This is a genomic window from Actinomadura flavalba DSM 45200, assembly GCF_000374305.1.
GTDB classification, from domain to species: Bacteria; Actinomycetota; Actinomycetes; order Streptosporangiales; family Streptosporangiaceae; genus Spirillospora; species Spirillospora flavalba.
Genome location: NZ_KB894094.1, coordinates 159,646 through 185,324, shown reverse-complemented (window position 1 = coordinate 185,324; position 25,679 = coordinate 159,646). Strand labels below are relative to the sequence as shown.

The 25,679-nt window shown below is 73.2% G+C and carries 27 protein-coding genes; 16 read left to right on the top strand and 11 right to left on the bottom strand.

Annotated elements, in window-relative coordinates; all coding sequences use genetic code 11:
* Positions 1 to 7 precede the first annotated feature (7 nt).
* Genes C229_RS32760 through C229_RS0110340 form a run of 4 tightly spaced genes read right to left on the bottom strand, consistent with a single transcriptional unit; the run spans position 8 to position 3,157 of the window.
* Positions 8 to 841 (bottom strand): urease accessory protein UreF, encoded by an 834-nt coding sequence (locus C229_RS32760; RefSeq protein WP_051108932.1) that lies wholly within the window; start codon positions 839 to 841, stop codon positions 8 to 10.
* Positions 841 to 2,562, bottom strand: a complete 1,722-nt coding sequence (locus tag C229_RS0110350; RefSeq protein ID WP_018654998.1) for an urease subunit alpha — start codon at positions 2,560 to 2,562, stop codon at positions 841 to 843. Before C229_RS0110350 ends, C229_RS32760 begins: the two co-directional genes overlap by 1 nt.
* The gene (locus C229_RS0110345; protein ID WP_018654997.1) at positions 2,559 to 2,858 is read right to left on the bottom strand and encodes an urease subunit beta; all 300 of its coding nucleotides are present in this window, start codon (positions 2,856 to 2,858) and stop codon (positions 2,559 to 2,561) included. The genes C229_RS0110350 and C229_RS0110345 overlap by 4 nt, the downstream gene beginning before the upstream one ends.
* Positions 2,855 to 3,157 carry an urease subunit gamma gene (locus tag C229_RS0110340; RefSeq protein WP_026313643.1) on the bottom strand — a complete coding sequence of 101 codons (303 nt, stop codon included), beginning with the start codon at positions 3,155 to 3,157 and terminating at the stop codon, positions 2,855 to 2,857. Before C229_RS0110340 ends, C229_RS0110345 begins: the two co-directional genes overlap by 4 nt.
* A 495-nt stretch (positions 3,158 to 3,652) precedes the next feature.
* Here C229_RS0110340 and C229_RS0110335 point away from each other — a divergent pair, with 495 nt between their 5' ends.
* The gene (locus C229_RS0110335) at positions 3,653 to 5,206 is read left to right on the top strand and encodes a flavin monoamine oxidase family protein (RefSeq protein WP_018654995.1); all 1,554 of its coding nucleotides are present in this window, start codon (positions 3,653 to 3,655) and stop codon (positions 5,204 to 5,206) included.
* A gap of 5 nt (positions 5,207 to 5,211) precedes the next feature.
* Entirely contained in the window at positions 5,212 to 5,850 is a 639-nt protein-coding gene (locus C229_RS0110330; protein ID WP_018654994.1) for a Rid family hydrolase, read from the top strand.
* Between the two features lie 42 nt (positions 5,851 to 5,892).
* Here C229_RS0110330 and C229_RS0110325 read toward each other — a convergent pair whose 3' ends face one another.
* Entirely contained in the window at positions 5,893 to 6,324 is a 432-nt protein-coding gene (locus C229_RS0110325; protein WP_018654993.1) for a hypothetical protein, read from the bottom strand.
* 57 nt (positions 6,325 to 6,381) lie between these two features.
* The gene (locus C229_RS0110320; protein ID WP_018654992.1) at positions 6,382 to 6,864 is read right to left on the bottom strand and encodes a hypothetical protein; all 483 of its coding nucleotides are present in this window, start codon (positions 6,862 to 6,864) and stop codon (positions 6,382 to 6,384) included.
* A gap of 242 nt (positions 6,865 to 7,106) precedes the next feature.
* On the opposite strand from C229_RS0110320, the gene C229_RS32755 reads away from it, so the two are divergent.
* Positions 7,107 to 7,760, top strand: coding sequence for a hypothetical protein (locus tag C229_RS32755; protein ID WP_081639823.1), 654 nt, complete (start codon positions 7,107 to 7,109; stop codon positions 7,758 to 7,760).
* A 52-nt stretch (positions 7,761 to 7,812) separates the two neighbouring features.
* Here the strand turns inward: C229_RS32755 and C229_RS0110310 are convergent, their stop codons facing one another.
* The gene (locus C229_RS0110310; protein WP_018654990.1) at positions 7,813 to 8,319 is read right to left on the bottom strand and encodes a hypothetical protein; all 507 of its coding nucleotides are present in this window, start codon (positions 8,317 to 8,319) and stop codon (positions 7,813 to 7,815) included.
* Positions 8,320 to 8,493: 174 nt separating this feature from the next.
* The gene (locus C229_RS0110305; RefSeq protein WP_018654989.1) at positions 8,494 to 9,093 is read right to left on the bottom strand and encodes a putative glycolipid-binding domain-containing protein; all 600 of its coding nucleotides are present in this window, start codon (positions 9,091 to 9,093) and stop codon (positions 8,494 to 8,496) included.
* A 77-nt stretch (positions 9,094 to 9,170) separates the two neighbouring features.
* Here C229_RS0110305 and dnaG point away from each other — a divergent pair, with 77 nt between their 5' ends.
* From dnaG to C229_RS0110290, 3 genes are all read left to right on the top strand, one after another.
* A complete protein-coding gene (gene dnaG / locus C229_RS0110300; RefSeq protein ID WP_018654988.1) occupies positions 9,171 to 11,054 on the top strand; it encodes a DNA primase in 1,884 nt (627 codons plus the stop codon).
* 71 nt (positions 11,055 to 11,125) lie between these two features.
* Positions 11,126 to 12,268, top strand: coding sequence for an RNA polymerase sigma factor RpoD (rpoD, locus tag C229_RS0110295; RefSeq protein WP_026313641.1), 1,143 nt, complete (start codon positions 11,126 to 11,128; stop codon positions 12,266 to 12,268).
* Between the two features lie 117 nt (positions 12,269 to 12,385).
* Entirely contained in the window at positions 12,386 to 12,835 is a 450-nt protein-coding gene (locus C229_RS0110290) for a YbjQ family protein (protein WP_033424271.1), read from the top strand.
* 6 nt (positions 12,836 to 12,841) lie between these two features.
* Here the strand turns inward: C229_RS0110290 and C229_RS0110285 are convergent, their stop codons facing one another.
* On the bottom strand, positions 12,842 to 14,092 hold the full coding sequence (locus C229_RS0110285; RefSeq protein WP_018654985.1) for a hypothetical protein: 1,251 nt from the start codon (positions 14,090 to 14,092) through the stop codon (positions 12,842 to 12,844).
* A 205-nt stretch (positions 14,093 to 14,297) separates the two neighbouring features.
* Between C229_RS0110285 and C229_RS0110280 the strand changes: the two genes are divergently transcribed.
* The 9 genes from C229_RS0110280 to C229_RS0110240 all read left to right on the top strand — a co-directional run bounded on the left by C229_RS0110280 (position 14,298) and on the right by C229_RS0110240 (position 23,113).
* Positions 14,298 to 14,873: a TerD family protein gene (locus C229_RS0110280; protein WP_018654984.1), complete on the top strand. Its 576-nt coding sequence runs from the start codon at positions 14,298 to 14,300 to the stop codon at positions 14,871 to 14,873.
* Between the two features lie 31 nt (positions 14,874 to 14,904).
* A complete protein-coding gene (locus C229_RS0110275; protein ID WP_018654983.1) occupies positions 14,905 to 15,483 on the top strand; it encodes a TerD family protein in 579 nt (192 codons plus the stop codon).
* A 49-nt stretch (positions 15,484 to 15,532) separates the two neighbouring features.
* The gene (locus C229_RS0110270; protein ID WP_018654982.1) at positions 15,533 to 16,642 is read left to right on the top strand and encodes a DUF475 domain-containing protein; all 1,110 of its coding nucleotides are present in this window, start codon (positions 15,533 to 15,535) and stop codon (positions 16,640 to 16,642) included.
* An 86-nt stretch (positions 16,643 to 16,728) separates the two neighbouring features.
* Entirely contained in the window at positions 16,729 to 17,886 is a 1,158-nt protein-coding gene (locus C229_RS0110265) for an HpcH/HpaI aldolase/citrate lyase family protein (RefSeq protein ID WP_018654981.1), read from the top strand.
* Positions 17,883 to 19,262 carry a phosphoribosyltransferase family protein gene (locus C229_RS34900; RefSeq protein WP_018654980.1) on the top strand — a complete coding sequence of 460 codons (1,380 nt, stop codon included), beginning with the start codon at positions 17,883 to 17,885 and terminating at the stop codon, positions 19,260 to 19,262. Before C229_RS0110265 ends, C229_RS34900 begins: the two co-directional genes overlap by 4 nt.
* Positions 19,259 to 20,380 (top strand): cysteine protease StiP family protein, encoded by a 1,122-nt coding sequence (locus C229_RS34895; RefSeq protein ID WP_018654979.1) that lies wholly within the window; start codon positions 19,259 to 19,261, stop codon positions 20,378 to 20,380. Before C229_RS34900 ends, C229_RS34895 begins: the two co-directional genes overlap by 4 nt.
* Entirely contained in the window at positions 20,377 to 21,177 is an 801-nt protein-coding gene (locus C229_RS0110250) for an HAD family hydrolase (RefSeq protein ID WP_018654978.1), read from the top strand. Before C229_RS34895 ends, C229_RS0110250 begins: the two co-directional genes overlap by 4 nt.
* Before the next feature lie 112 nt (positions 21,178 to 21,289).
* Positions 21,290 to 22,606 carry an MGH1-like glycoside hydrolase domain-containing protein gene (locus tag C229_RS0110245; RefSeq protein WP_018654977.1) on the top strand — a complete coding sequence of 439 codons (1,317 nt, stop codon included), beginning with the start codon at positions 21,290 to 21,292 and terminating at the stop codon, positions 22,604 to 22,606.
* A gap of 18 nt (positions 22,607 to 22,624) precedes the next feature.
* Positions 22,625 to 23,113 carry a hypothetical protein gene (locus tag C229_RS0110240; RefSeq protein WP_018654976.1) on the top strand — a complete coding sequence of 163 codons (489 nt, stop codon included), beginning with the start codon at positions 22,625 to 22,627 and terminating at the stop codon, positions 23,111 to 23,113.
* Positions 23,114 to 23,161: 48 nt separating this feature from the next.
* On the opposite strand, the gene C229_RS30135 is transcribed toward C229_RS0110240, so the two are convergent.
* Both C229_RS30135 and C229_RS0110230 read right to left on the bottom strand, forming a co-directional pair.
* Positions 23,162 to 23,482, bottom strand: a complete 321-nt coding sequence (locus tag C229_RS30135) for a YtxH domain-containing protein (RefSeq protein ID WP_018654975.1) — start codon at positions 23,480 to 23,482, stop codon at positions 23,162 to 23,164.
* 143 nt (positions 23,483 to 23,625) lie between these two features.
* Positions 23,626 to 24,408 carry a hypothetical protein gene (locus C229_RS0110230; protein ID WP_018654974.1) on the bottom strand — a complete coding sequence of 261 codons (783 nt, stop codon included), beginning with the start codon at positions 24,406 to 24,408 and terminating at the stop codon, positions 23,626 to 23,628.
* A gap of 244 nt (positions 24,409 to 24,652) precedes the next feature.
* On the opposite strand from C229_RS0110230, the gene C229_RS32750 reads away from it, so the two are divergent.
* Complete coding sequence (locus C229_RS32750) at positions 24,653 to 25,660, top strand: DUF5753 domain-containing protein (protein ID WP_051108931.1); 1,008 nt, start codon at positions 24,653 to 24,655, stop codon at positions 25,658 to 25,660.
* Positions 25,661 to 25,679: the final 19 nt, after the last annotated feature.

Genomic DNA, 25,679 nt, shown 5'->3' with positions numbered 1-25,679 from the left:
CGATAGATCAAGACTCGAACAGGCGCAGGTCCGCGCCCGCGTGCGCCTCGGCGTACAGGTCCAGCACCGGCGCCGACGGCGCGGGCAGCTCCGCCCACGGCCGCCCGGCGTACCCGGCCGCCTCCGCCGCGACGGCGTCGATCGCCGCCGCCAGCCCGCCCAGCGCCTCGTTGACGCCGAGCGGGTCCAGCCCGAGCAGCCGCACCCCGGCCGACGCCCCGCCCGTCACCGATCCGTAGGCCGCGATGGACGCCGCGTCGCGCGGCCCGCCCCCGGCGGCGGCGGTGGCCGCCCCGAGCACGAGCGGATGGTGCGCCCCCTGCCGCGCCAGCACGTCCAGCGCCGCCGAAGGCCACGTCCGTAACGCCACCCGCGCCAGTGACCGCCCCTGCGCCCGGGCCGCCCGCCGCTGCGCGGGGGAAGGCGTCCGAGTGTCGGCCTCGGCGTCCAAAACCTCCCAAGCCACCGCAAGCCCACCGTCACCCGTCACCGTCGCACGGTTCACCGTGCCGGTGGTCGTCCCTGACGGGGGCGGGTCGGATGCGCGGTGGGTGGCCGCTTCTGCGGGCGTTCCCGTGCCGGTGGCACCTCCGGCCCTAGGTAGGCCGGGTAGGCGATCTTCCTCCACGGGCTCGGTCGCGGTGACGGCGAGGGCGCAGGCCGCCGCCGCGAGGGCGGCGGTCACCAGGCCCGTCGTGGCCAGGCGGCCTCGTAGGAAGGCCGTCAGGGACGGGATGTCGGTGACGGTGCCCGCCGTGACGGCCGGTTCCAGGCCGCCGGAGTGGGCGTGGCCGCCCGCCGGGAGGCGGGAGTCGGCGAGCAGGAGAAGCGACGGGTGCATCAGAACAGGAAGTACCGCTGGGCCATGGGGAGTTCCGTGGCCGGGGCGGGGTCGATGACGTCGCCGTCGACGGTCACGGTGAAGGTGTCGGGATCGACCCTGATGTCGGGCAGGGCGGTGTTCTCCGGCAGGTCGGCCTTGCCCAGGCGGCGGGTGTCCTTCACCGGCGCCAGCCTCCGGCGGACGTGCGGCAGCCGCTCCGCGAGCCCGTCGTCCAGCGCGGCGGGGGAGACGAAGTGCAGGGACGTCGCCGCCGCGACGACCGGCGCGGCGCCGAACATCGGGCGGGGCAGCATCGGCTGCGGCGTCGGGATCGAGGCGTTGGCGTCGCCCATCGCCGCCCAGGCGATCACGCCGCCCTTCAGCACGACCTGCGGCCGGACGCCGAAGAACGCCGGCTCCCACAGCACCAGGTCGGCGAGCTTGCCCGGCTCGACCGAGCCGACCTCGCCGTCCAGGCCGTGCGCGACCGCCGGGTTGATCGTGTACTTGGCGACGTAGCGGCGCGCGCGCAGGTTGTCGGCCGGGCCGTCGCCGGGCAGCGCGCCGCGCCGCCGCTTCATCGCGTGCGCCGTCTGCCACGTGCGCAGGACGGTCTCCCCGATGCGGCCCATCGCCTGCGAGTCCGACCCGATGATCGAGATCGCGCCGAGGTCGTGCAGGACGTCCTCGGCCGCCATCGTCGTCGGCCGGATGCGCGACTCGGCGAACGCCAGGTCCTCGGGCACCGACGGGTTCAGGTGGTGGCACACCATGAGCATGTCCAGGTGCTCGTCGAGCGTGTTCACGGTGTGCGGCCGGGTCGGGTTGGTCGACGACGGCAGCACGTTCGGGTGCGAGGCGACCGTGATGATGTCCGGCGCGTGCCCGCCTCCGGCACCCTCGGTGTGGTAGGCGTGGATCGACCGGCCCGCGACGGCGCCGAGCGTCGACTCGACGTACCCGGCCTCGTTGAGCGTGTCCGAGTGCAGCGCCACCTGCACCCCGGACGCGTCCGCGACGCGCAGGCACGCGTCGATCGCGGCGGGCGTCGAGCCCCAGTCCTCGTGCAGCTTGAACCCCGACGCCCCGGCGCGGAGCTGCTCCCACAGCGCGGGCTCGGACACCGTGTTGCCCTTGCCGAGCAACGCCACGTTGACGGGCGCGCCGTCCAGGGCCTCCAGCATCCGGTGCAGGTACCAGACGCCCGTCACGGTCGTGGCCTTGGTGCCCTCGGCCGGTCCGCTGCCGCCGCCGACGAGCGTCGTGACGCCCGCGCCGAGCGCCTCGTCGATGAGCTGCGGGCAGATGAGGTGGACGTGCGAGTCCACCGCGCCCGCCGTGAGGATCTTCCCGTTCCCGGCGAGCACCTCGGTCGTCGGGCCGATCACCAGATCGGGGTGCACGCCGTCCATGGTGTCGGGGTTGCCCGCCTTGCCGAGCGCGACGATCCGTCCGTCGCGAATCCCGACGTCGGCCTTGACGACCCCCCAGTGGTCGAGCACGACGACGCCGGTGACCACCAGGTCGAGGGCGCCCTCGGCGCGGGTGGCCATGCCCTGGCCCATCGACTCGCGGATCACCTTGCCGCCGCCGAACACGGCCTCGTCCCCGGCGCCCGCCGGGCCCCGGCTGCGGTCCTCGGTGACCTCGACGAACAGGTCGGTGTCGGCGAGCCGCACCCGGTCGCCGGTCGTCGGCCCGTACAGCGCGGCGTACCGCGCGCGGCTCAGCTCGGTCATCGGCCCTCCCTGATCCGCAGGCCCGGCACGGTGCGCGTCCCGGCGAGCGGGACGAGCGCGACGTCCCGGACGACGCCCGGCTCGAACCGCACGGCGGTCCCCGCCGCGACGTCCAGCCGCTGCCCGCGCGCGGCGTCGCGGTCGAACTCCAGCGCGGCGTTGGCGTCGGCGAAGTGGTAGTGCGACCCGACCTGGACGGGCCGGTCGCCAGTGTTGGTGACGGTCAGCGTCGTGCGTGGCCGTCCGGGGTTCAGCTCGACCGGTTCGGGGCCGGGCACGATCTCGCCGGGGATCACGGGATCGGCCGGTGGACGGTGACGAGCTTGGTGCCGTCGGGGAACGTGGCCTCCATCTGCACGGACGCGAGCATCTCCGGCACGCCCTCCATGACGTCGTCGCGGGTGAGGACGGTCCGCCCGGACTCCATCAGCTCGGCGACGGTGCGCCCGTCGCGGGCGCCTTCCATGAGGTGCACGGCGATGATCGCGGTGGCCTCGGGATGGTTGAGGCGCAGCCCGCGCGCCCGCCGGTCCCGCGCCACCTGCGCGGCGACGTGGATCAGCAGGCGCTCCTGCTCATGTGGGGAAAGAAGCACAGACGGGACGCTAGCCGCCGCTGACCTGCGACGGAACGGAACACCCGGGTATTTAACGCCCATTTCACACGCGAAACACACCCGACACAAACGGGCCTTCCCGGGCCGGGTGGCCCGCGTGGTCCGGCCGGTCCGCGCGCCGCCGGGCTGCGGAAGCCCCGGGCCGGGCCGTAACACGCGAGAGACGGCGTTCGCGCGTCACCGGGAGTGGCGGCGAGACCGCGTCAGCGGGTGTCAGGGGAAGTGTATGCCCTGGTCAGGGCGCCGAAAGAGGAGATCGCAATTTTGGCCTTCCGGAAAGCCCGAGCAGGTCAGACCGCTTCGGTGAGGTTTCGGCAATAGATCACTTACATACCGGTTGATGGCGAAACATCACGCTTACCGGGCGCGCGGCCCCGTGAAACCGCGACTTCCGAGACTGCCGCCGAACGATCTTGGAGGTGCCCATTGGCCGCGGAGACCAGCTCCGTCAGCAGACGAGGATTTCTCACCCGGGTGGGAGCGACCGGCGGCGCGGGGGCGATGTTCGCCACCATGGGCGCGCTCGGCCTCGCCCCCGCCGCCGAGGCGTCCCCCCGCGTCGCGTTCACCCCGCCCCGCCCGTCCGACTTCACCCTGCGCGGACGCTCGGCCGCCCGCGTCCTCGTCCTCGGCGGCGGGGTCGCCGGGCTCGCCGCCGCCTACGAACTCGGCAAGGCCGGGTACCGCGTCACCGTCCTGGAGGCCCAGGACCGCGTCGGCGGCCGCAACCTCACGCTGCGCGGCGGCGACCGGCTCACCGAGATCGACGGCGCCACCCAGCGCGCCGGATTCTCGCGCGGCCAGTACATGAACGCCGGACCCGCCCGCATCGCGCAGTGGATGACCACCATGGACTACTGCCGCGAACTCGGCGTGCCGCTGGAGGTGTTCACCAACTCCAACGCCGAGGCGTACATCTACAACGAGAACGCCGGGATGAAAGCGCCCGTCAAGTGGCGCACCGCCAAGGCCGACGTCTACGGCTACGTCTCCGAACTGCTCGCCAAGGCCACCGACCAGGGCGCCCTGGACAAGCAGCTCACCTCGACCGACAAGGAACGCCTGCTCGCGTTCCTCACCGACTTCGGCGCCATCGGCCGCAAGACCGACGACTTCGCCTACAAGGGCGGCGGGCGGCGCGGCTACACCGTCGACCCCGGCGCCGGGCACGTCGCGGGCACGCCGCTCGGCGACGTCCCCGCCCTCGCCGACGTCTTCGCCAGCGGCGTCGGCCGGGCGTTCTCCTTCGAGTTCGGCTACTCGCAGGCGATGCTCATGTTCCAGCCGGTCGGCGGCATGGACGCCATCCCGCGCGCCCTGGCCAAGGCCGTCGGCCACCACCGCATCGAGACCGGCGCCGCCGTCACCCAGATCACCAACCTGGCGCGGGGCGTCCGCGTCGAGTACCGCAGCGGCGGCCGGACGCGCGTCGCCGAGGCCGACTACTGCATCGCCACGCTGCCCCCGCACATCCTCGCCAAGATCCCGCACAACCTCGGCGCGAGCGTCCAGTCGGCGCTGGCCACGCCCGTCCCCGTCTCCACCGGGAAGATCGGCCTGGAGTACCGCAACCGCTGGTGGGAGACCGGCCACAACATCTACGGCGGCATCACCAACACCGACCTGGACGTGTCCACGATCTGGTACCCGTCGTCGGGCTACGGCGGCGACCGGGGCCTCGTCGTCGGCTACTACAACTTCGGCGGCAACGCCGACGCCTACGCCGCCCTCTCCCACTCCGCCCGGCTCGACCGCGCCCTCGCCGCCGGGGCGAAGATCCACGGTCCCGAGTACCGCAGGAACATCGCCGCGTCCGCGTCGATCGCGTGGCGGCGCCAGCGGCACATCGAGGGCGGCTGGGTGTCCTGGCCGTCGCGCGGCGCCGAGTACGCCCTGCTCAACCGGCCCGCCGGCAACGTCTACTACGCCGGGGACTGGCTCAGCTACGAGATCGCCTGGCAGCACGGCTCGTTCGAGTCCGCGCGCAAGGTCGTCACCGAACTCCACCAGCGCGCCCTGAAAGGCTGAACCCGATGCGCCGTCTTCCCCTGCTCGCCGCCGGTGCGGCGGGCGTCCTCCTGCTCGGCGTGGCCGGGACCGCGTCCGCCGCGCCCGAGGCCAAGCCCGCCAAGCCCCCGCACCCCCTCCAGGTCCGCCCCGCCCTCCCGGCGGGGGCGACGAACCCTTCCATCGCCGACGGCGTCGCGGTCGGCTCGCTCGTCGGCACCTACACCGCCAGCGGCCTCGGCCCCGCGACGGCCAACGCGGCCGCCCCGGCGGGCAGCCCCGAACGCTTCGTCAAGTGGACGGAGCTCCCTCCGGGCGTCACGCTCACCGAGGCCCAGTCGCTGAACGTCTTCGAGCAGATCACCGCCAACCTCCGCGCGCAGGGCCTGACGCTGCGGGACGTCATCTCGATGCGCGCCTACCTGTCCAACCCGCCCGGTACCGACATCGCGGACTTCGCGGGCTGGAACCGCGCGTACCGCCAGTACTTCGCGAACACCGACCTGGCCACCAAGAAGGTCGTCCCCGTCCCGCTCGGCACGGCCCCGCCCGCCGCGCCGATCTTCGTCAACCCCGCCCGTCCGTCCCGCGTGACACTGGAGGTCGCGAACCTGCCCGTCGCGGGCTGGCTCGTCGAGGTGGAGGTCGTCGCCGCGTACCGCTGACCCGCGCGCCGTGCCCGGCACCGGGTGCCGGGCACGGCCGGATCACTTGATCGGCTTGATCGTGACGGAGCCGACGGCCTGGCCCTTCATGACCGAGATCGTGAGCGTCACGTTCGCGTTCGCCTTGCCGATGTTGGTGACGTACGCGGTGCCGCCGCACTTGTGGACGTCGTCCGCGTCGGTGGTGTAGCCGCCGCCGGGGTGGGCGACCGCCATCCGGGCCCGCCAGGGCGAACAGCCGGACCACGTGACGTGGATGATGTGGCTCCGCGTGTTCTTCGACGACGTGCTCAGGTACTGCTTGTCGGTGTAGCGGAACTTGGGGCCGCCGGTGACGTCAATGGTGCCCTTCTTGGTGCCCTTGTAGATCCCGTCCGCGTGGGCGGGCGCGGGGGCCACCGCGGCGCACAGGACGCCGGCCGCTCCGGCGGCCAGCGCGCCGCGTCCGAGTCTCCTGGCCCAGGTGTTCGTCATGCGGTCCTCTCCTGTCGCTCTGCCGGATCACGCTGTGCCGGGGGTGTCCGGCGGAGGTCACGCGGGGTAGTTGCCCCAGGTGAAGGCCCAGTCGTCCTTGTACTCCTTGGCCGACGGGAGGTAGTGGATCGTTCCCGTCGCCAGGAACTTCGAGCACTGGCTCTTGGGCGGGAGCGCGGCGATCAGCGTCTCGACCTTCGGGTTGCCCCTGGCCGTCGCGTAGTAGACGCGCTTGTTCTTCTTCTTGCCCGCCTTGCAGTAGACGCTGCCGGTGAGCTGCCCCACCTTCTTGCTCTTGGGGCAGCCCTTCGCGGTCTGGAACCACACCTTGAGGTACTTGCCGTACTGGTCGGAGTCGTACCAGACCTTGAACTCCGGGTCGCCGCAGGTGGCCGCCGCCGCGACCGGGGCCGGCCCGGGCGCCGCCGCCGCCGGTGCGGGAACGGCCAGGGCGCCCGCCGCCAGCAGTGCGCCCGCGCCGATCAGTCTCCCGGTCCGCGCCCTGCCGGGGCGCCGTTCCCGCGTTGCCGCATCGGGCATGAAGACTCCTTGTCCGTGCTGTCGGAGTGCGTGAGGATGCTCGGGAACCTAGATCATCTTCAGTGGTCCCGCGACGTCACCCTGCACGGGAGCAAGGCGGGTTGTGGACGGTATTACGCTGCTCGTCCGCGCGCGCCGGGAATTCCCTCGCCGCGCCGCGCGGGGCGCTAATGTGAACAGCGAGGAGTGACGGAAGAAACCCCGTCGATCCGTGAAAACCGGCCATCTGAAGGAAGTCGCGCATGTCGCCATCGCCGCCTTTCCCGGTAGTGGTCCGGGACCTCGCTCCGGCCGCCTGGCTTCCGGCGGAGATCGGCGGTGCCGAGGGCACCGTCGCCGCGCTGCTGCCCCGCCGGTACGCGGCGTACGCCCGCGTCGCGCACCCCGCCGGCCCGGGGGAGGAACCGTGGCCCGGCAGTCTGGACGCCCGCGAACTGGGCACGCTGTGCGCGGTCCTCGCGCGCCGCACCCGCACGCCGGAGCGGGTCTGGTTCTGCCTGTGGGACGGCTGGGGCTGGCTCCGCCCGGCGTCCGGCGGCCGGGTCCTGCGCGCCGAGGGCGGCCCGGGGGAGACGCCGCCCGTCCCGGCCGCGCCGCCCGCGGGCTACCTCGCCGGGGCGCTGGACGCGCCGCGCGTCCGGCTGCCCGCCCGCGACCACGTCCTGCTCGGCGGCCCGCTCGACGCGGCGACCGCCATCGGCGACCGGGGCGACGGCTACTTCTTCCCCCAGTCACCGAACCTGTTCTGGCCGGACGACCGCGCCTGGTGCGTCGCCACCGAGATCGACCTCGCCGCCACCTACGTCGGCGGCCCGGCGGCCCTGGTCGACGACCTGCTCGGCACGCCCGGCCTCGACGTCACCCGCGTCGTCCCAGGCGACCCGCTCGACGGCTGAAACGGCTCCCGGACGCCGTCCGGGAGCCGTCCGCCTCAGCGGGCGGTGCGGCTCAGCCGCCCTTCTTGCAGGCGTTGATGCGCACCTTGGTGCTCCAGTCGTACCCGCTGCCCGACGGCGGCGTGTAGCGCGGCGGGAAGACGACCGTGGCGAGCGCCTTGGCCTGGTAGGTCTGCTTCTTCACGCAGCGCCGGGCGGCGTTGGTGCTGACGCGGTTCTTGCCGGTGGCGGTCTTCCAGCCGCTCTCCTTGTACTTCTTGCCGTTCTTGTACAGGATCACCTTGATCTTGAGCGAGCCGACCTTCTTCGTGCACTTCACGTCGGCGGTGACGTTGACGCGGTGCTTGTCGGCCGCGTGCGCGTGGTGCGAGTAGTGCGGGTTGTGCGCCGTGATCTTGCAGGTGATGACGTCGGCCTGCGCCGCGCCGGCCTTCGGCTTGGCGGTCGGACGGGCGGTGAGGTCGGACGCGTCGGCGTGCGCCGTTCCCGGCGTCAGGGCGAAGAGCAGCCCGGAAACGGCCGTGACCGAGGCGAGCGTGAGTTTCCTGGTCGAACGCATGAGCACGATCCCCCTGGATTCGTGGTCGGAACGCGTCCGATTATCGGGGTCGGAAAAGGTGCGGCGGAACCCCGGGGCCGGATGCGGACAGCGCGTCGAGAAGAACCCGATGAGGGGTTTCAGAGAGGCGATCTCGCTATTTCCTCAATAACCGTCATGGCGCCCATTTCTGCATCAGGCCCGGCGTCCGATTCCGGGATACTCCACGACGAGCCCGTCCGCGTCGACGACGATGTCCCGGTCCCAGCGCGGGCTGCGGTACTCCACGATCGACGTCCCGCCCTCGCGGCGTCCGGGCGCGTACGTCTGCTCGTCCGGCAGGACGCGCAGATCCGGCACCGACACCCACGCCATGAGGTGGTCCGCGCGCTCGCCGCCGTCCAGGTAGCCGCCGCGCAGCACCGGCATCGTGTTCGTCAGCGGCGACAGCCCGAGGTCGCAGTCCAGCGCCCCGGCGAGCGCCGCCGCGTCCCCGCCGGGCGGCGGCAGGTCGACGTGCCCCTCGGCGCGGGCGCTGACCGTCCACACGCCCTCCGGCCGGTTGACCAGTTCCAGGTGCCGCACCCACGGCCCGGACGCGGGATCGTCCCCGGACGCCCGCACCAGCAGCCGCGCCGTCACGTACCGGTCCCCGGTGGTCAGCTCGTACTCCAGCCGGTACGGGAACGGCCCCCCGCCGAGCGCGACGCCCTCGGCCTCCAGCCGTCCCTCCCCGAACCGCACCGTCGCCAGCTCCGCCCCACGCGGCTTCACCCACACCACCGAACGCTTCATGCCTCCCACCTCCCCGCGAAGGCCGCGTTCATCCCGACCGGCGGGTTCCGTCGGAGGGCGACATTAGACTCGCCGGTGTGGCAGGCCGGATTCGCAATGAGGACATCGCGCTCGTCCGTGAGCGCGCGTCGATCGCCGACGTGGTGGGCGAGCACCTTCAGCTACGGAACGCGGGCGGCGGCAACCTCAAGGGGCTGTGCCCGTTCCACGACGAGAAGTCGCCGTCGTTCAACGTCACGCCCGGCAGGGGGCTGTACTTCTGCTTCGGGTGCGGCGAGGGCGGCGACGTCATCAAGTTCGTCCAGGAGATCGAGCACCTGTCGTTCTCCGAGGCCGTCGAGCGGCTGGCGGGCAAGGCGGGCGTGCAGCTCCGCTACGAGGAGGGCGGCTACACCCAGCGGCAGGACGGCGGGCAGCGCGCCCGGCTGCTGGAGGCGCACCGCGTCGCCGCGCAGTACTACACCGAGCAGCTCTCCTCACCGGAGGGCGTCATCGGCCGCCGGTTCCTGGCCGAGCGCGGGTTCGAGGCGGCCGACGCCGAGCACTTCGGCGTCGGGTTCGCGCCCCGCGAGTGGGAGGCGCTGGTCCGGCACCTGCGCGGACGGGGCTTCACCGACGCCGAGATGATCACCGGCGGGCTCGTCAAGGAGGGCCGCCGCGGCCCCATGGACCGCTTCCGCGGCCGCCTCGTCTGGCCCATCCGCGACCTGTCCGGCGACGTCATCGGCTTCGGCGCCCGCAAGCTCTACGACGACGACGAGGGCCCCAAGTACCTCAACACCCCCGAATCGCCGCTCTTCCACAAGGGCTCGGTGCTCTACGGCGCCGACCTCGCCAAGAAGGAGATCGCCCGCCGCCGCCAGGCCGTCGTCGTCGAGGGCTACACCGACGTCATGGCCTGTCACCTGGCGGGCGTCCCCACGGCCATCGCCACCTGCGGCACGTCCTTCGGCGACGACCACATCAAGATCCTGCGCCGCCTCCTGATGGACCAGGACGAGTTCCGCGGCGAGGTCGTGTTCACCTTCGACGGCGACTCGGCCGGGCAGAAGGCGGCGCTGCGGGCCTTCGCCGACGAGCAGAAGTTCGTCACGCAGACGTTCGTGGCCGTCCAGCCCGACGGCCTGGACCCGTGCGACCTGCGGCTGCGGCACGGCGCCGCCGCCGTCCGCGACCTGGTCGCCTCCCGGCAGCCGCTGTTCGAGTTCGCCGTCCGCAACCGGATCGAGAGCCACGACCTCGACACCGCCGAGGGGCGGCTCGCCGCGCTCGACGCCGCCGCGCCCGTCGTCGCCGCCATCAAGGACCGCGCGCTGCGCCAGATGTACGCGGTCAGCCTCGACCGCTGGCTCGGCATCATGGACGAGCAGTTCGTGCTCGGCCGCGTCCGCGAGCTGGCCGCCCGCGAGCAGTCCCGCGCCCGGGGCCGCCGGGGCGGCGCCCCCGTGGCCGAGGCGGAGGCGCCCGAGCGTCCCGCGTTCGACCCGAACGACCCCGACGTCCGCCGCGAACGCGAGCTGCTGAAGCTGGCGCTCCAGTGGCCGGCGGTGCTCGGCCCGCTGTTCGACGAGCTGCCGCCCGAGGCGTTCCTGGTGCCGCCGCACCGGGCCGTGCACGCGGTGATCGTCGCGGCCGGGGGCACGGCGACGGCCGCCGGGGCCGCCGAATGGCCCGCGACGCTGCGCGAGCGGGCCCCGAACGACCAGGTCAGAGCCCTGGTCACGCAGCTCGCCGTGGAGGCCGTACCGACCTCCCGGGAATCGGACGACCGTTATGCGATCGAACTGCTGGCCCGAATTCAGGAACGCCAGCTCACCCGGGAGATCGCGGACGTCAAATCTAAACTCGGGCGGCTGAATCCGGCCGAGCAGGTCGAGGAGTACAACCGCCTCTTCGGTGATCTTGTCGCGCTTGAGCAGCGGAGACGGGTGTTGCGGGAGCGCGGCCTCGGCTCACAGTAAGGAAAGTGACGGTGAAATGGGTCCTGTGATCTAGGCCCTTCATCGCGCAGACTGTCAGGGTGGGCCCTTCGGTGCTGCCAAGCGAGGCGCCATCGGTTGACCAGGTGGCGGACCTTGTCGCACGTGGCAGAGAGCGCGGCGGTGTGACCGTCGATGACGTCGCTGCCGCACTCGATCGTTCCGACTTGCCGGACGACTCACTGGAACGCGTCGTCCGGATGCTCGCCGAACAGGGGGTGGAGGTCCTTGAGTCTCCCCAGGAGACCGAGGACCCGCGAGCAGCCGAGGGCGACCTCGGCAAGCGGGCGCCGACGAGCGACCTGGTCCGCATCTACCTGCGGGAGATCGGTCGCGTACCGCTGCTCACGGCAGAAGATGAAGTCGAACTAGCCAAGTCGATCGAGGCGGGTCTGTTCGCTGAGGAGAAGCTGGCGCACGCCGCCGTCCTCTCCCGCGCGCGGCGGCTCGACCTCGAACTGCTCGCCCGGGACGGTATCCGGGCGAAACAACGTCTGATCGAGGCCAACCTGCGCCTGGTGGTCTCGATCGCGAAACGCTACGTGGGCCGGGGAATGCTGTTCCTCGACCTGATTCAGGAGGGAAACCTAGGACTCATCCGCGCGGTCGAGAAATTCGACTACACGAAGGGGTTCAAGTTCTCGACCTACGCGACCTGGTGGATCAGGCAGGCGATCACGCGGGCGATCGCCGACCAGGCCCGGACCATCCGCATCCCCGTGCACATGGTCGAGACGATCAACAAGCTGGTGCGCGTGCAGCGCCAGCTCCACCAGGATCTCGGGCGCGAGCCGGTGCCCGAGGAGATCGGCGCGGAGATGGGCCTGACGCCCGTCCGCGTGGTGGAGATCCAGCGCATCGCGCAGGAGCCGGTGTCGTTGCAGTCGCCGATCGGCGAGGAGGACTCCGATCTCGGCGACTTCATCGAGGACTCCGACGCGGTCGTCCCGATCGAGGCGGCGGCGTTCATCCTGCTCCAGGACCAGCTCGGCGGCATCCTGCGGACGCTGTCCGAGCGCGAGCAGCGCATCATCCAGTTGCGCTTCGGCCTGGCCGACGGTCATCCGCGCACGCTGGAGGAGGTCGGCCGCGAGTTCGGGGTGACCCGGGAGCGCATCCGGCAGATCGAGTCGAAGACGCTGGCCAAACTCCGTCATCCGTCCCGCGCCCAGATCCTGCGGGAGTACCTGGACTGAGCGGGCCTCGCCTCCCGCCGGTCCGCCGGCGGGAGGCGAGACCGGAAGAGGACGGCGGGCGCCCGGAACGTCCGTATGGATGGCTAAGTGTCCGACCGGTCGATTACCGTGGCGGTCATGTTGATCGTCACGACCGACGGGCTCGCCGGTTACGCCATCCGCAACGTGCTCGGCGACGTGCTCGGCACCGCCGCGCACGGCGCGCAGCAGAACCCGCAGGGCGCCGCGAGCGGCACCTTCTCCGTGACGGGGGAGCGGCCGGGCGCGGGCCTGGCCGGCACCCGCCGCGCCGCCGTCGAACGGCTCGCCGAGGACGCCCACCGCAAGGGCGCCAACGCGGTCGTCGGCATGCGCTTCGAGACGGTCACCACCGGCGCCGGAGCGGAGGTCTGCGCCTACGGCACCGCCGTCTGGGCCGAGCCCGCGCACGCCACCGCCCAGCCCCCGGCCGCAGCGCAGTCCCAGCCGCTCTACCCCCAGCACCCGCCGACGCCCGAGTACCAGCCCGGCGGCCCCCCGATGGCCGCCCGCAACCTCACCATCGGCCTCCACGACGACCGCAGGTGAGCGGGTTCACTCCTGCGCGCGTTCCGCCCGGATGCGGGTGACGACGTCGCCCGCCTCGGTGCGGATCGCGGCGAGTTCGAGGAGATAGCGCCAGTAGTCGGGATTGGGGCCGACGAGGATGCGGGGCGCCCGTTCGATGCGCTCCACCAGGGCGTCCAGATCACGGGCATGGTGCGGGGCGGCGCCGCCCGGCTGCGCCGTCGCGAGGCGCTGCGCGTCGCGGACGGCGAACCGGACGGGCTCCACCGCCGCCTCCGGGTCCGCCTTCACCTCGGCCAGCTCGGCCACCCGGCCCGTCACCTGCCCGGCGCGGCGGTCGGCGGCGTTCAGCTCGGTGCGGGCGGCGGTGACCGAGAGCCGGGCCTGCCGCCACTCGGCCCGCCGCACCTGCGCGTTCGCCTCGTCCAGCCGTTCGCGCGCCCGCCCGACCCCGGCCTCGATCGACTCGGCGGCGCCGCGCAGGTCCTGCCAGCACGCCTGGGAGTAGCCGCGCACGAGCGTCCGCATGGCCTCGCGGACGGGGTCGAGGCGTCCGGCGACGACGTCGGCGCGGGTCCGCACCGAGGCCAGCGCCTGCCGCGTCCGCTCGGCCTCCTTCGGCAGTTCCTCGGCCGCCTCCCGCGCCGCCGACGCGACGCGGGCGACCTCGTCGGCCAGGTCCATCGCGCCGTTCAGGCCGAGGCCGCCCAGGCCCTCGGAGCTGAGCCGGGCCAGGTCGGCGCGGGCGCGGTCGAGCTCGGCGACGGGCTCGGCGGCGTCCAGCCCGGCCGCCTGCGCGGCCTGCACCGCCGACGCCGCCGCCGCGACGGCGTCGCGCGCGGCCGTCAGCTTGGGCGGCAGCCGGTCCAGCGCGGACTCCAGCCGCGCCATCTGCGGCGCCAGCCGCTCGGCGAACCCGTTGAGGTCGCCGGTGACCTTCGTGAGCCGGTCGGTGACGGCGGCGAACGCCCGCGCGACCGCGTCGTACTCGGCGGGGGAGCGGGGCCGGCCGTCGAACGGGTGCGCGTCCACGATCGCGATGTAGGCGACGGCCGCCGCCGTCGCCGTCTCGACGAGCCGGTTCAGGTCGCGCCGGGCGGGCGCGGCGGCCGCGGCGTCCAGATCCTCGAAGACCGTGAGACGGCCGGTCAGGTACTTCTCGGCCTGGTCCATGTCGTAGAAGGCGGTCGCCGCCGCCTCCCTGGCCGCCTCGCCCGCCGCCGCCGCGTCGGCGGGCCCGCTCCGGCCGCGTCGCCGCTGGTCGCCCGGTCCCCGCACGCCTTCTCCCTTCGTCCGCTCCCTCAGTCTCGCGCAGGGGGGACGGTACCGGCACCGTCCGGGGGGTGTTTTCCAGCGTCACGGCGACCTTTCGGTTCCGCGCACGCGAAAGGGCGCCGGATCGGGAACGGATAGCATCGCCCCTACGTCGGTACTGGCGGGCGCCGACCGGCGTCCGCGTTCGCATGCGATCATGGAGGCTCCAGTGGGCGTCAGTCTGACCAAGGGCGGTAACGTCTCTCTCACCAAGCAGGCTCCCGGGCTGACCGCGGTCACCGTCGGCCTCGGCTGGGACCTGCGCACCACCACCGGTACCGACTTCGACCTCGACGCCTCCGCGCTCGTCCTCGACGCCACCGGCAAGATCGTCACCGACCAGCACTTCGTGTTCTTCAACAACCTGCGCACCCCGGACGGCGGCGTCGAGCACACCGGCGACAACACCACCGGCGCGGGCGACGGCGACGACGAGCAGATCAAGGTGAACTTCAGCGCCCTGCCGGACACCGCCGAGCGGGTCGCCTTCGCCGTCTCGGTCTACGACGCCGACGCCCGCAGCCAGAACTTCGGCCAGGTCCGCAACGCGTTCATCCGCGTCGTGAACCAGGGCGACGGCTCCGAGCTGGCCCGCTACGACCTCTCCGAGGACGCCTCCACCGAGACCGCCATGGTCTTCGGCGAGCTGTACCGCAACGGCGACGAGTGGAAGTTCCGCGCGGTCGGCCAGGGGTACGCCTCGGGTCTGGCCGGAATCGCGAGCGACTTCGGCGTCAACCTCTAGAACCACCACGAGAAGCGACAGGAGAAGCCGAATGGGAGTATCGCTCGCCAAAGGCGGCAACGTCTCGCTCACCAAGGCCGCGCCGAACCTGACCGCGGTCTCGGTCGGGCTCGGCTGGGACGTCCGGGCGACGACCGGCGCCGACTTCGACCTGGACGCCTCGGCGCTGCTGCTGGACGGAACCGGCAAGGTCATCTCCGACCAGCACTTCGTCTTCTTCAACAACCTCAAGAGCCCCGACGGCTCGGTCGAGCACACCGGCGACAACCTGACCGGTGAGGGCGAGGGCGACGACGAGTCCATCAACGTCACGCTCACCGAGGTGCCCGCCCAGTGCGAGCGCGTCGTGTTCCCGGTGTCGATCTACGACGCCGACAACCGCGGCCAGAGCTTCGGCCAGGTCCGCAACGCGTTCATCCGGATCGTCAACCGCGCCGACGGCAACGAACTGGCCAGGTTCGACCTGTCGGAGGACGCCTCGACCGAGACGGCCATGGTGTTCGGCGAGCTGTACCGGCACGGCGGCGAGTGGAAGTTCCGCGCCGTCGGCCAGGGCTACGCCTCCGGCCTCGCCGGGATCGCCATGGACTTCGGCGTCAACGTCGGCTGACCGCTCTCACTCACCCCGCCCGCTCCCCCTCTGAAGCAGAAACAGGCGCATGATATTTCGCACCTTCGGGTGGTCCTTCGCCATCACGATCCTCGGACTGATCCTCGGATTCGTCTACGGATCGTGGGAGGCGCTCGCACTGGTCGCGGTGCTGTCCATCCTGGAGATCTCGCTGTCGTTCGACAACGCGGTCGTGAACGCCAGGGTCCTCGACCGCATGTCGGAGTTCTGGCAGAAGATCTTCCTCACGATCGGCATCGCGATCGCGGTGTTCGGCATGCGGCTGGTCTTCCCGCTGGTCATCGTGGCGATCACGGCGAGCGTCGGCCCGATCGAGGCGCTGGAACTGGCGCTGAACGACCAGGAGCGCTACCACGACCTGATGGACGGCGCGTATCCGACGATCGCGGCGTTCGGCGGCATGTTCCTGATGATGCTGTTCCTGAACTGGGTCTTCGCCGAGCGTGACGAGCACTGGCTGACGTGGCTGGAGAAGCCGCTGGCGCTGCTGGGCCGGCTCGACCAGCTCGCGGTGGTCGTCGCGGCGGGCGCGCTGGCGATCGTGGCCTCCCTGTGGGCGGACGAGCCGGGCACGGTGATGACGGCCGGCGTCCTCGGCCTGATCACCTACATCCTGGTGAACGGGCTCGGCGAGCTGTTCTCCGAGGTCGGCGGCCTCGGCGACGACGCGGAGGAGGCCGCGCCCCGCAAGCGCGGCGGCGGCCTGACCAGCGGCGGCCCGTCCGGTCTGGCCAAGGCGACGGGCAAGGCCGGGTTCTTCCTGTTCCTGTACCTGGAGGTGCTGGACGCGTCGTTCTCGTTCGACGGCGTCATCGGCGCGTTCGCCATCAGCAGCGACCCGATCATCATCGCGATCGGCCTGGGCGTCGGCGCGATGTACATCCGTTCGCTGACGGTGTTCCTGGTCCGCAAGGGCACGCTGCACGAGTACGTCTACCTGGAGCACGGCGCCCACTGGGCGATCGGCGCCCTGTCGGTCTGCATGCTCATCGGCATCGGCAGCCACGTGCCGGAGTGGATCACCGGCGGGCTGGGCGCGGGCCTGATCATCGCGGCGTTCGTCAGCTCGCTTGTCCGCAACCGGCGTTCGGGCGACGAGGAGACCGGCGAAGTGGAACTGCACCCGTCCGGGGTGTGAGGACGCGCTGAACCGATGGGCCCCGGTGCCGCCGGGGCCCATCGGTGTGTAGGCGTTAAGGTGGTTCTTGGGGGGATCGTACGTGCATGCGGCACTTTGACCAGATTGACACGGCGCTGCGTAAGCACCTGTTCTACCGGCATCCCCGCGGCTTCGACCGGCACGACGACCCGGCCGTCCTGGCCGTCGCGCTCGGCGCCACGCTCTACACCCCGGCGGTCCGGCCGCGGCTGGCCGAGGACGTCGCCAAGGCGGCGGCGCGGGGCGTGCGGAGCCTGGTGGTGTGCCTGGAGGACTCCATCGCCGACGCCGACGTGCCCGCCGCCGAGCGGAACGCCGTCACGCAGCTCACCCGCCTGCACGCCGAGGGCGGGCCCGCGCCGCTGCTGTTCGTCCGGGTCCGCGCGCCGCACCAGATCGGTGACCTGGTCGACCGGCTCGGCGCCGCCGCCGGGCTGCTGACCGGGTTCGTCCTGCCGAAGTTCACCGCCGAGACCGGTGGAGCGTTCCTGGACGCCCTCGCCGAGACGCGGGCGCGGACCGGCCGGCGGCTGCTGGCGATGCCGGTGATCGAGAGCCGCGACGCCGTGCACGCCGAGACGCGCGCGCCGCTGCTGCGCGACGTCGCGGCGCTGCTGGGCAAGCACCGCGAGCACGTGCTCGCCGTCCGGATCGGCGCCACGGACCTGTCGGCCGCCTACGGGCTGCGCCGCCCGCCGGACCTGACGATCTACGACATCGGCCCGGTCGCGGGCGCGATCTCCGACGTCGTCAACGTGCTGGGCCGCGCCGACGGCACCGGCTTCGTCGTGACCGGCCCGGTCTGGGAGTACTTCTCGGCGGGGGAGCGGATCTTCAAGCCGCAGCTCCGCGAGGCACCGTTCCAGGCGCAGCGGGCGGTGCCGCTGCGCCAGCGGCTCATCGGCTCGGACCTGGACGGCCTGCTCCGCGAGGTCCACCTGGACAAGGCCAACGGCCTGACGGGCAAGACGGTCATCCACCCGACGCACGTCGCGGCCGTCCACGCGCTCTCGGTCGTCACGCACGAGGAGTACTGCGACGCCGCCGACATCCTCGGGGTGGCGGGCGGCGGCGCGATGGCCAGCTCCTACGCCAACAAGATGAACGAGGCCAAGCCCCACCGCGCGTGGGCGGAGCGGCTGATGCTCCGCGCGCGGGTGTTCGGGGTCGCGGCGGAAGGGGTCACGTTCGTGGAACTGCTCGAAGCCGCGGGGGCGCGGTGAGCGCGCCCGCGGCCTGGGTCGGGGCGCGGCTCGGCGTCCGGGTCGTGGACGGCGACGCGCCGGGCGGCGTGCGGCTGGGCGCGCTCGTCGGGCTCGCGGTGCGGCGCAACCCGCGCCGCGCGCACCTGCTCGTCTCGACCGTGCTCGGCAAGCACGTCCCGACCGACCCGCGCCTGGTGCACGGCGCCGGGCTGCTGCTGGGGGAGCTGGTGCGGCTGCGGCTGCGGGGCCGCGCCCCGGCGCTGCCCGGCGCCGGGCACGGCCCGCTGCTGGGCAACGCGGTCCACGGCACGCACGGCGCGGTGCGCGCGCTGCGCGACCGGATGCGCGAGCCGCGCGGCGCGGTGGACGCCGTCGTCGTCGGCTACGCCGAGACGGCCACCGCGCTCGGCCACTCGGTGGCGGACGCGCTCGGCGGCGCCTGGTACCTGCACTCGACGCGGCGCCCGGTGCCCGGCCTGACCCCGTACGGGGCGTTCGAGGAGGAGCACAGCCACGCGACCGGGCACCTGCTGCTGCCGTCCGACCCGGCCGCCGTGTCACGGGACGTGCCGCTGGTGCTCGTCGACGACGAGCTGTCCACCGGCACCACGGCGTGCAACACGCTCCGCGCCCTGCACGCCACCCATCCGCGCGCCCGCTACGTGGTGGCGACGCTCGTGGACGTGCGGTCGGAGGCCGACCGCGTCCGGATGCGGAACCTGGCCGCCGAGCTGGGCGCCGACATCGACGTCGTGGCGCTGGCGACGGGCCGCGTCGAGCTGCCGCCGGGCGTGCTGACGTCGGGGCAGCGCGTCGTCGCCGAGCTGTCCGCGCTGCCGCAGCCGCCGGTGCCGTCCGCCGACCACGGCGCGGGCCGCGTCGACCTGGCCTGGCCGGACGGGCTGCCGTCCGGCGGCCGGCACGGCTTCACCCCGCAGGACCGGCGCCGCCTCGACCGGGAGCTGCCCCGGATGGCGGCGGTGCTCGCGGCGGCGCTGCCCCCGGCGGCGCGGCGCGTGCTCGTGCTGGGCTGCGAGGAGCTGATGTACGCGCCGCTGCGGCTGGCCGAGGCGCTGGCCGACGCGCTGCCCGACGCCCGGGTGCGCTACTCCACGACGACGCGCTCCCCGGTGCTCGCCGTCGACGACCCCGGCTACGCCATCCGCACCCGCCTGACCTTCCTTTCCCACGACGACCCGGCCGACGGCCCCGGCGACCGGTACGCCTACAACGTCGCCCCCGGCGCCGACGCGTCCCGCGCGTTCGACGCGATCGTCCTCGTCGTGGACGCCCCCGCCGACACCCCCGCCCTCACCGACGGCCTGCTGGAGCGGCTGCGCGCGCTGGCGCCGGTCGTCCTGGCCGCGATCCCCGACGGGAGGCCCCCCGCGTGACGATCCCCGAGGCGCTGCGCGGCCCGGCGTTCGGCAGCTACGCCGCCGACGAGGTGGCCTGGCTGCTCACCGACCTGTCCGGCGCGCGGCTGGAGGCGCCCGTCGCCGAGCGCGAGGCCGCGATCCAGACGGGCCGCGCCCACTACGCCGAGTCGCTGCCCATCGAGTACCAGCCCGGACCCGCCTACCGGCGGCTGTTCCACGAGGCGCTGGACGCGTCGGCGGCCCGGCTCGCGCACGCGGCCGGGCTGATGACCGAACTCGTCCTCGCCGAGCGCGGCGCGGACGCGGTGCTGGTGTCGCTGGCCCGCGCCGGGACGCCCGTCGGCGTGCTGGCCCGGCGCTGGGCGCGCTTCGCGCACGGCCTGGAACTGCCGCACTACGCGGTGAGCATCGTGCGGGCGCGCGGCATCGACACGGTCGCGCTGGCGTACCTGGCGGCCCGCCACGACCCCGCGTCGGTCGTGTTCGTCGACGGCTGGACCGGCAAGGGCGCCATCGCCCGCGAACTCACCGACGCGCTGCGCGGCACCCCGTTCCCGTCCGATCTGGCCGTCCTCGCCGACCCCGGCCACTGCACCGCGCTGCACGGCACCCGCGACGACTTCCTGATCCCGTCGGCGTGCCTGAACTCGACGGTGTCGGGGCTGGTGAGCCGGACCGTCCTCAACCGCGACCTGATCGGGCCGGGCGACTTCCACGGCGCGAAGTTCTACGCCGACCTCGCCCCCGGCGACGTCTCGAACGTGTTCCTGGACGCGGTGTCGTCCCGCTTCGCGGACGTCGCGGACGCGGTGCGCCGGGACCTCCCGGCGCTGCGCGCCGCCGACCGCGCCCCGACCTGGTCGGGCTGGGAGGCCGTCCGCCGCGTCGGCGCCGAGCACGGCGTGGACGACCTGAACCTCATCAAACCGGGCGTGGGGGAGACGACCCGGGTGCTGCTGCGCCGCGTCCCGTGGAAGGTGCTGGCCCGCGCGGACGCGGGCGACGACCTGGCCCACATCCGCCTGCTGGCCAAGGAACGCGACGTCCCGGTGGTCGAGGTGGCGCCGGACGCCCTGCCGTACTCGTGCGCGGGCCTGATCCACCCGCGTTTTAGCGGGGGTGCCGTCCAGTGACCGTCCTCGTCTGCTCCGACCTCGACCGGACGCTGATCTACTCGGCGAACGCGCTCGGGCTGACCGGCCCGGACGCCGCCGCGCCCCGCCTGCTCTGCGTCGAGACGTACCGGAACGCCCCGCTGTCGTACGTGCTGGAGGACGCCGCCGCCGAACTGGAGGCGCTGGCGGACGAGACCGTGTTCGTGCCCGTCACGACGCGGACGCCCGAGCAGTACGCCCGCGTCCACCTGCTGCGCCGCCCGCCGCGCTACGCCATCTGCGCCAACGGCGGGCACCTGCTCGTGGACGGCGCGGACGACCCCGGCTGGTCGGCGGCCGTCCGGAGCGCCGCCGCCGAGGGCGCCGCGCCGCTCGCCGAGATCGCCGAGCGGATGGCGGCCGCCGGCGACTTCGTGCTGTCCCGCCGCACCGCCGCCGACCTGTTCGCCTACGCCGTCGTCGACCGCGCCGCGCTGCCCGACGGCTGGCTGGCCGACCTCACCGGCTGGTGCGCGGAGCGCAACTGGCGCACGTCGTTGCAGGGCCGCAAGGTCTACTGCCTGCCCGCCGGGCTGACCAAGGCCGCCGCCGCCCGCGAGGTCGCCGCCCGCACCGGCGCGACGACCCTGCTGGCCGCCGGGGACTCGCTGCTCGACCGCGACCTGCTGGAGGCCGCCGACCACGCCGTCCGGCCCGCGCACGGCGAACTCCACGACACCGGGTTCGCCGGGGCGGACGTCACGGCGGCGTCCGGTGTGCACGCGGGCATCGAGATCACGCGCTGGTTCCGCAGGCGCGCGGGCGCCGTGGAGTAGTTACCGCCCGCGCCCGCGCCGTGGGAGGAAACAGACGAGCCGCCAGGGCTCGCCCAAGCCGCCCGATGCAGCGACAATCGCGTCAAGGACGGAGAACGCGATCGGGGATGCATTGAACGCCCGGCTGACCGGCGACGAGACGGCGCTCTGGCAGGCCGCGGCACGCGTGCTCGACGCGGGCTGGACGGGAACGGCGACCGCGCCGTCACCCGGCCTGTACCCGCACCAGTGGGGCTGGGACGCCGTCTTCACCAGCGTCGGCCTGGCCCGGCACCGGCCCGGCCGCGCCGAACGCGAGCTGACGTCGCTGTTCGCGGGCCAGTGGGCGGACGGGATGCTCCCGCACCTGGTCTTCGACGCCGTCCACCCGCGCCACGCCTACTTCCCCGGCCCCGCCCTGTGGCGCAGCGACCGGCAGCCGCGCGCGCCGCGCGTCGCCACGTCCGGGCTGACGCCGCCGCCGCTGCACGCCGTCGCCGCGCTGCGCCTGCACACCGCCGCCCGCGACACCGACCGCACCCGCGCGTTCCTCGCGCACCTGTACCCGGCGCTGGCCGCGCAGCACGACTACCTGGCCCGCGACCGCGACCTGGACGGCAGCGGGCTCGTCGCGATCTGCCACCCGTGGGAGTCCGGGCAGGACAACAGCCCGGTGTGGGACCGTCCGCTCGGCGCACTGGAACCGCCGCGCGCCGCCTACGCGGCGCGCCGCCCGCCCCGCACCCCGCCCACCGGCGAGGACTACGACCGGTACCACTGGCTCGCCCGCCTCCACCGGGACGCCGGATACGCGCCCGGCCACCTGCGCGACGACCACCCCTTCGCCGTCCAGGACCCGCTCGTCAACTCCGCCTACCTGGCGTCCGCGCACGCCCTCGCCGAGATCGCGCGGATCGTCGGCGCCGACCCCGTCCCGCACCGCGAACGCGCCGCCCGCGTCCACGACGCCCTGCTGGACCGGCTCTGGGACGCCGGCACCGGCTGCTTCCGCGCCCACGACCTGCGCGGCGGGCGGCACCTGCCCGTCGTGACGATCGGCGCGTTCGCGCCGCTGCTCGCCCCCGACCTGCCCGCCCCCGTCCTGCGCTGCCTGGGCGACCTGCTGCTGTCGTCGCGATTCGCGGGCGCCGCCGGATACCCCGTCCCGACCTGCGACATCCAGGCCCCCGCGTTCGACCGCACCGCCTACTGGCGCGGCCCCGCCTGGGTCAACCTGAACTGGCTGCTGTGGACGGGAGCCCGCGCGCACGGCCTCGCCGTCATCGCCGACCTGCTGTACGGCTCGACGCTCCGCCTCGTCCGCCAGTCGGGCTTCCGCGAGTTCTTCGACCCCTTCGACGGGACGGGCCGGGGCAGCCACGACTACGCCGCGTCGGCGGCCCTCGTCCTGGACCTGCTGGCCTCCCGGCGGGCGTTCCGCGCCGCCTGATCGCCTACGGTGGCCTGTATGCGCCTCACCCGGCTGCCGTCGGCCGCCCGCCGCGACCTCGTCCTGGAGAAGGGCGAGCGGCCGCTGGCCCACGCCCCGACGCGCGGCGGCTCGTACGTCGTCGCCACGTCCCTCGCCCTGCACATGCCGACGCCCGGCGGCGGCCTCACCCGCATCCCCTGGGAGCGCGTCGACCACGCCGCCTGGCGGGACGGGCGGCTGCACGTCCGCGAGTCGTCCGGCGGGCCCGAGCACCAGGTCGGGCTCACCGACCCCCGGTCGCTGCCCGAGACCGTCCAGGAGCGGGTGACGTCCACCATCGTGCTGTCCCAGACGGCCCCGCTGCGCGGCGGCGGCGCCGTGCGGATCGCCGCGCGCCGCGCCCCGGCGGGCGGGACCGTCCGCTGGACGCTCGTCTTCGAGGCGGGCACCGACCCGTCCGACCCGGCGCTGCGCGCCGAGGCCGAGCAGATCCTGGCCGGGCTGCGCGAGCAGACGGGCCTGTAGAACGCACGAACGGCCCGCCGTGGCGGGCCGTTCGGAAAAGCGGTCGCGTCAGCGCGCGGCGGGCGGCACCGGCGGCGTGGAGGCGACGGAGTTCGGGTCGGCCGCCAGGCCGTCCTTCTTGGCGCTGCCCGGCACCTTCTCGGGCAGCTTCTCCTTCGCCGTGTCGGCCAGCCCCTCGGCCTTCACCTTGGCGGTCCCGGCGAGGTCCGTGCCGCGTGCCTTGAGCACCTCGGCCTTCTCCTTCACCGCGGGGTTCTCCGAGAACCGCTGGCCCGCCTGCTTGATCTGCTCGTACCGCTCACGCCCGGCCTTCGTCCCGAGGACGTAGCCGACTGCGGCACCAACGAAGAATCCGGCCCGAAGCTTCATCTCTACTCCCGGGGTCGATACGGATGGGATCGGCAACCTCCCTACCCCCGCCACCGATCTCAACCCTCGCGACACCGACGCGTTCGGCCCGTGTCCGGGCACCGGGCGGCCCACCGCGCCCGGTGCCGTCGTCCGCGCCGCCGTCAGGCGGCCTTCCCGTGCCCGTGCGCCGGGGGCAGCCAGACGCGGGCCTTGATCCGCGTCCCCTTGGAGATGACGCGGATCTCCTGGTACGCCTCCGGGGTGATCAGGCCGCCCCGGCCGGTCGTCTCGACGAACAGCCGGTCCGGGACGATCAGTCCCACCTCGGCGTCGGGCCGTCCCTCGAACACGGCCTTGAACGAACGCGCGTCCAGCAGCCGGAACAGTTCCAGCGACGTGTCGCCGGTGACGCCGTGCTCGTCGTGCACGACGTGGCCGTGGTGCACGGCCAGCCGCAGGCGCAGCCGGGAGTGCTGGCCCGCGTACCGGTTCTCACGCCGCACGACGGCGGCCAGGTGGTGGGCGAGCGGGTCCAGCAGGAACACCGGGTCGGTGCCCGCCGGGAACACGATGAGCGCGCCGTCGCCGCGGTCCTCGCGGTAGCAGCGGTCGAGCGGCAGGCCCGTGATGTTCAGGGCGTCGCGGAGCAGCCCGTACATCGTGGCGCGCAGCCGGCGGCGCAGGTCGGCGTCGCGGGGCTGGGCGCCGAAGCCGATGATGTCGACGGCGGCCAGGGAGGTGTGCATTCTCTCGTTCCTCACTTCGTGGTGTTCTTCGAGCCTGTCGTCGCACCAGAACCGCTCGAGCTGCCCGCGCTCAAGGTGCGACACCGGTACGTGCGGCAGCGTCCGCCCGGTGCGGGCGGCCCAGGCGCCGAACAGCAGCCGGGCCACCTCACGCCAGTACGCCTCGTCGGCGTCGAACTCCGGCAGTGTGGGCAGCACGGGATTTCCTCCCTGGGCGGACGATGACGACAGAACGAATCGTGGGGCCCGGCGGAGGACCGTGGAGTCACTTCCTGGACATTCGGACGAATCCGGAAAGTTGATCTTCGACGCGCGCGATGTCGCCCTCTTTAGGCCGCTTGCCCGCCCCCAGGAATGTGTCAAATGTTACAGTTCGCCAGGGCTCTCCTGTTCCGCTACTATTGCGCCTCCCCGTTCCCACCGGTCCGAGCAGAGGTGCCGCATGGACGAAGAGCGCGCCGCGATCCTCGCTGAATTCCGTGAGTATCTGGAGAACGCGATCGCCCGCGCGAAGGTCAACTTCGCGACGGCCGAACGGCTTTCCGTCGAACTCCAGGGAAAGGCCGGGGCGCACGGCGTGCCGCTCCAGGCCATCCGGAAGTCGACGCTGCACGACCACGTGCGCGGGAGCCGGCACCGGCTGCCGAGCTGGACCTGGGTGACGAACCTCTGGGCTTTCCTGAACGCGGCGGCCGCGCAGAACAGGGTCGATCCCGCCCGGATCGGCACCCTCGCCGAATGGGAGGCGGCGTACGAGGCCACCGAGGCGAAGCTCCGCCGGCTGGGGGAGCGGCCGGACGGCGCCGGGACGCGGCGGGAGCCCTCCCCGCACGACCCGGCGGTGGCCGATCCGTCCTCGACCTGGTGGGCCGGATACGCCGACCTGGTCGCGCCCCGTTTCTCGCGGTATCTCAACATGGAGCCGCTGTGCGGCGACGTCCGCTGCTACGCCGACCTGTACTTCCCGGACCTGCTCCAGACCCCCGACTACGCCGCCGCTGTGGCGCGTCTCCGCAATCCCGGGGCCACCCGGGCGGAGATCGCGCGGCGCGTGGAACTCTGCGTGCTGCGGCAGCAGCTCCTGCCGCACGAGGACCGCCGCGTCTGGGCGCTCATCAACGAACTGGCGCTGTGGAACCCGGTGGCGGATTCGGCCGTCATGAAACGGCAGCTACGGCATCTCTTCGACGTCGCGGCGCGGATGCCGATCCAGATCGTCCCCGCGCAGTGCCGCGCGGCGCGCCTGGCGAGCGGGCCGATCACCGTGCTCCGGTTCCGCCACCAGAGCCTTCCGGACACCGTCTACCTGGAGGAGGCGGGCGGCGCGCTGTATCCCGACGACCCCAAGCTGCGCGCGACCTACCTCAAGCAGTTCGGCGATCTGGCGATCGCCGCGTACCGGCCCCGGGAATCGCGCGCCATCATCCGGCGGTTGATCGGCGGCATGTGAGCGACATCTGCCGCCGCCG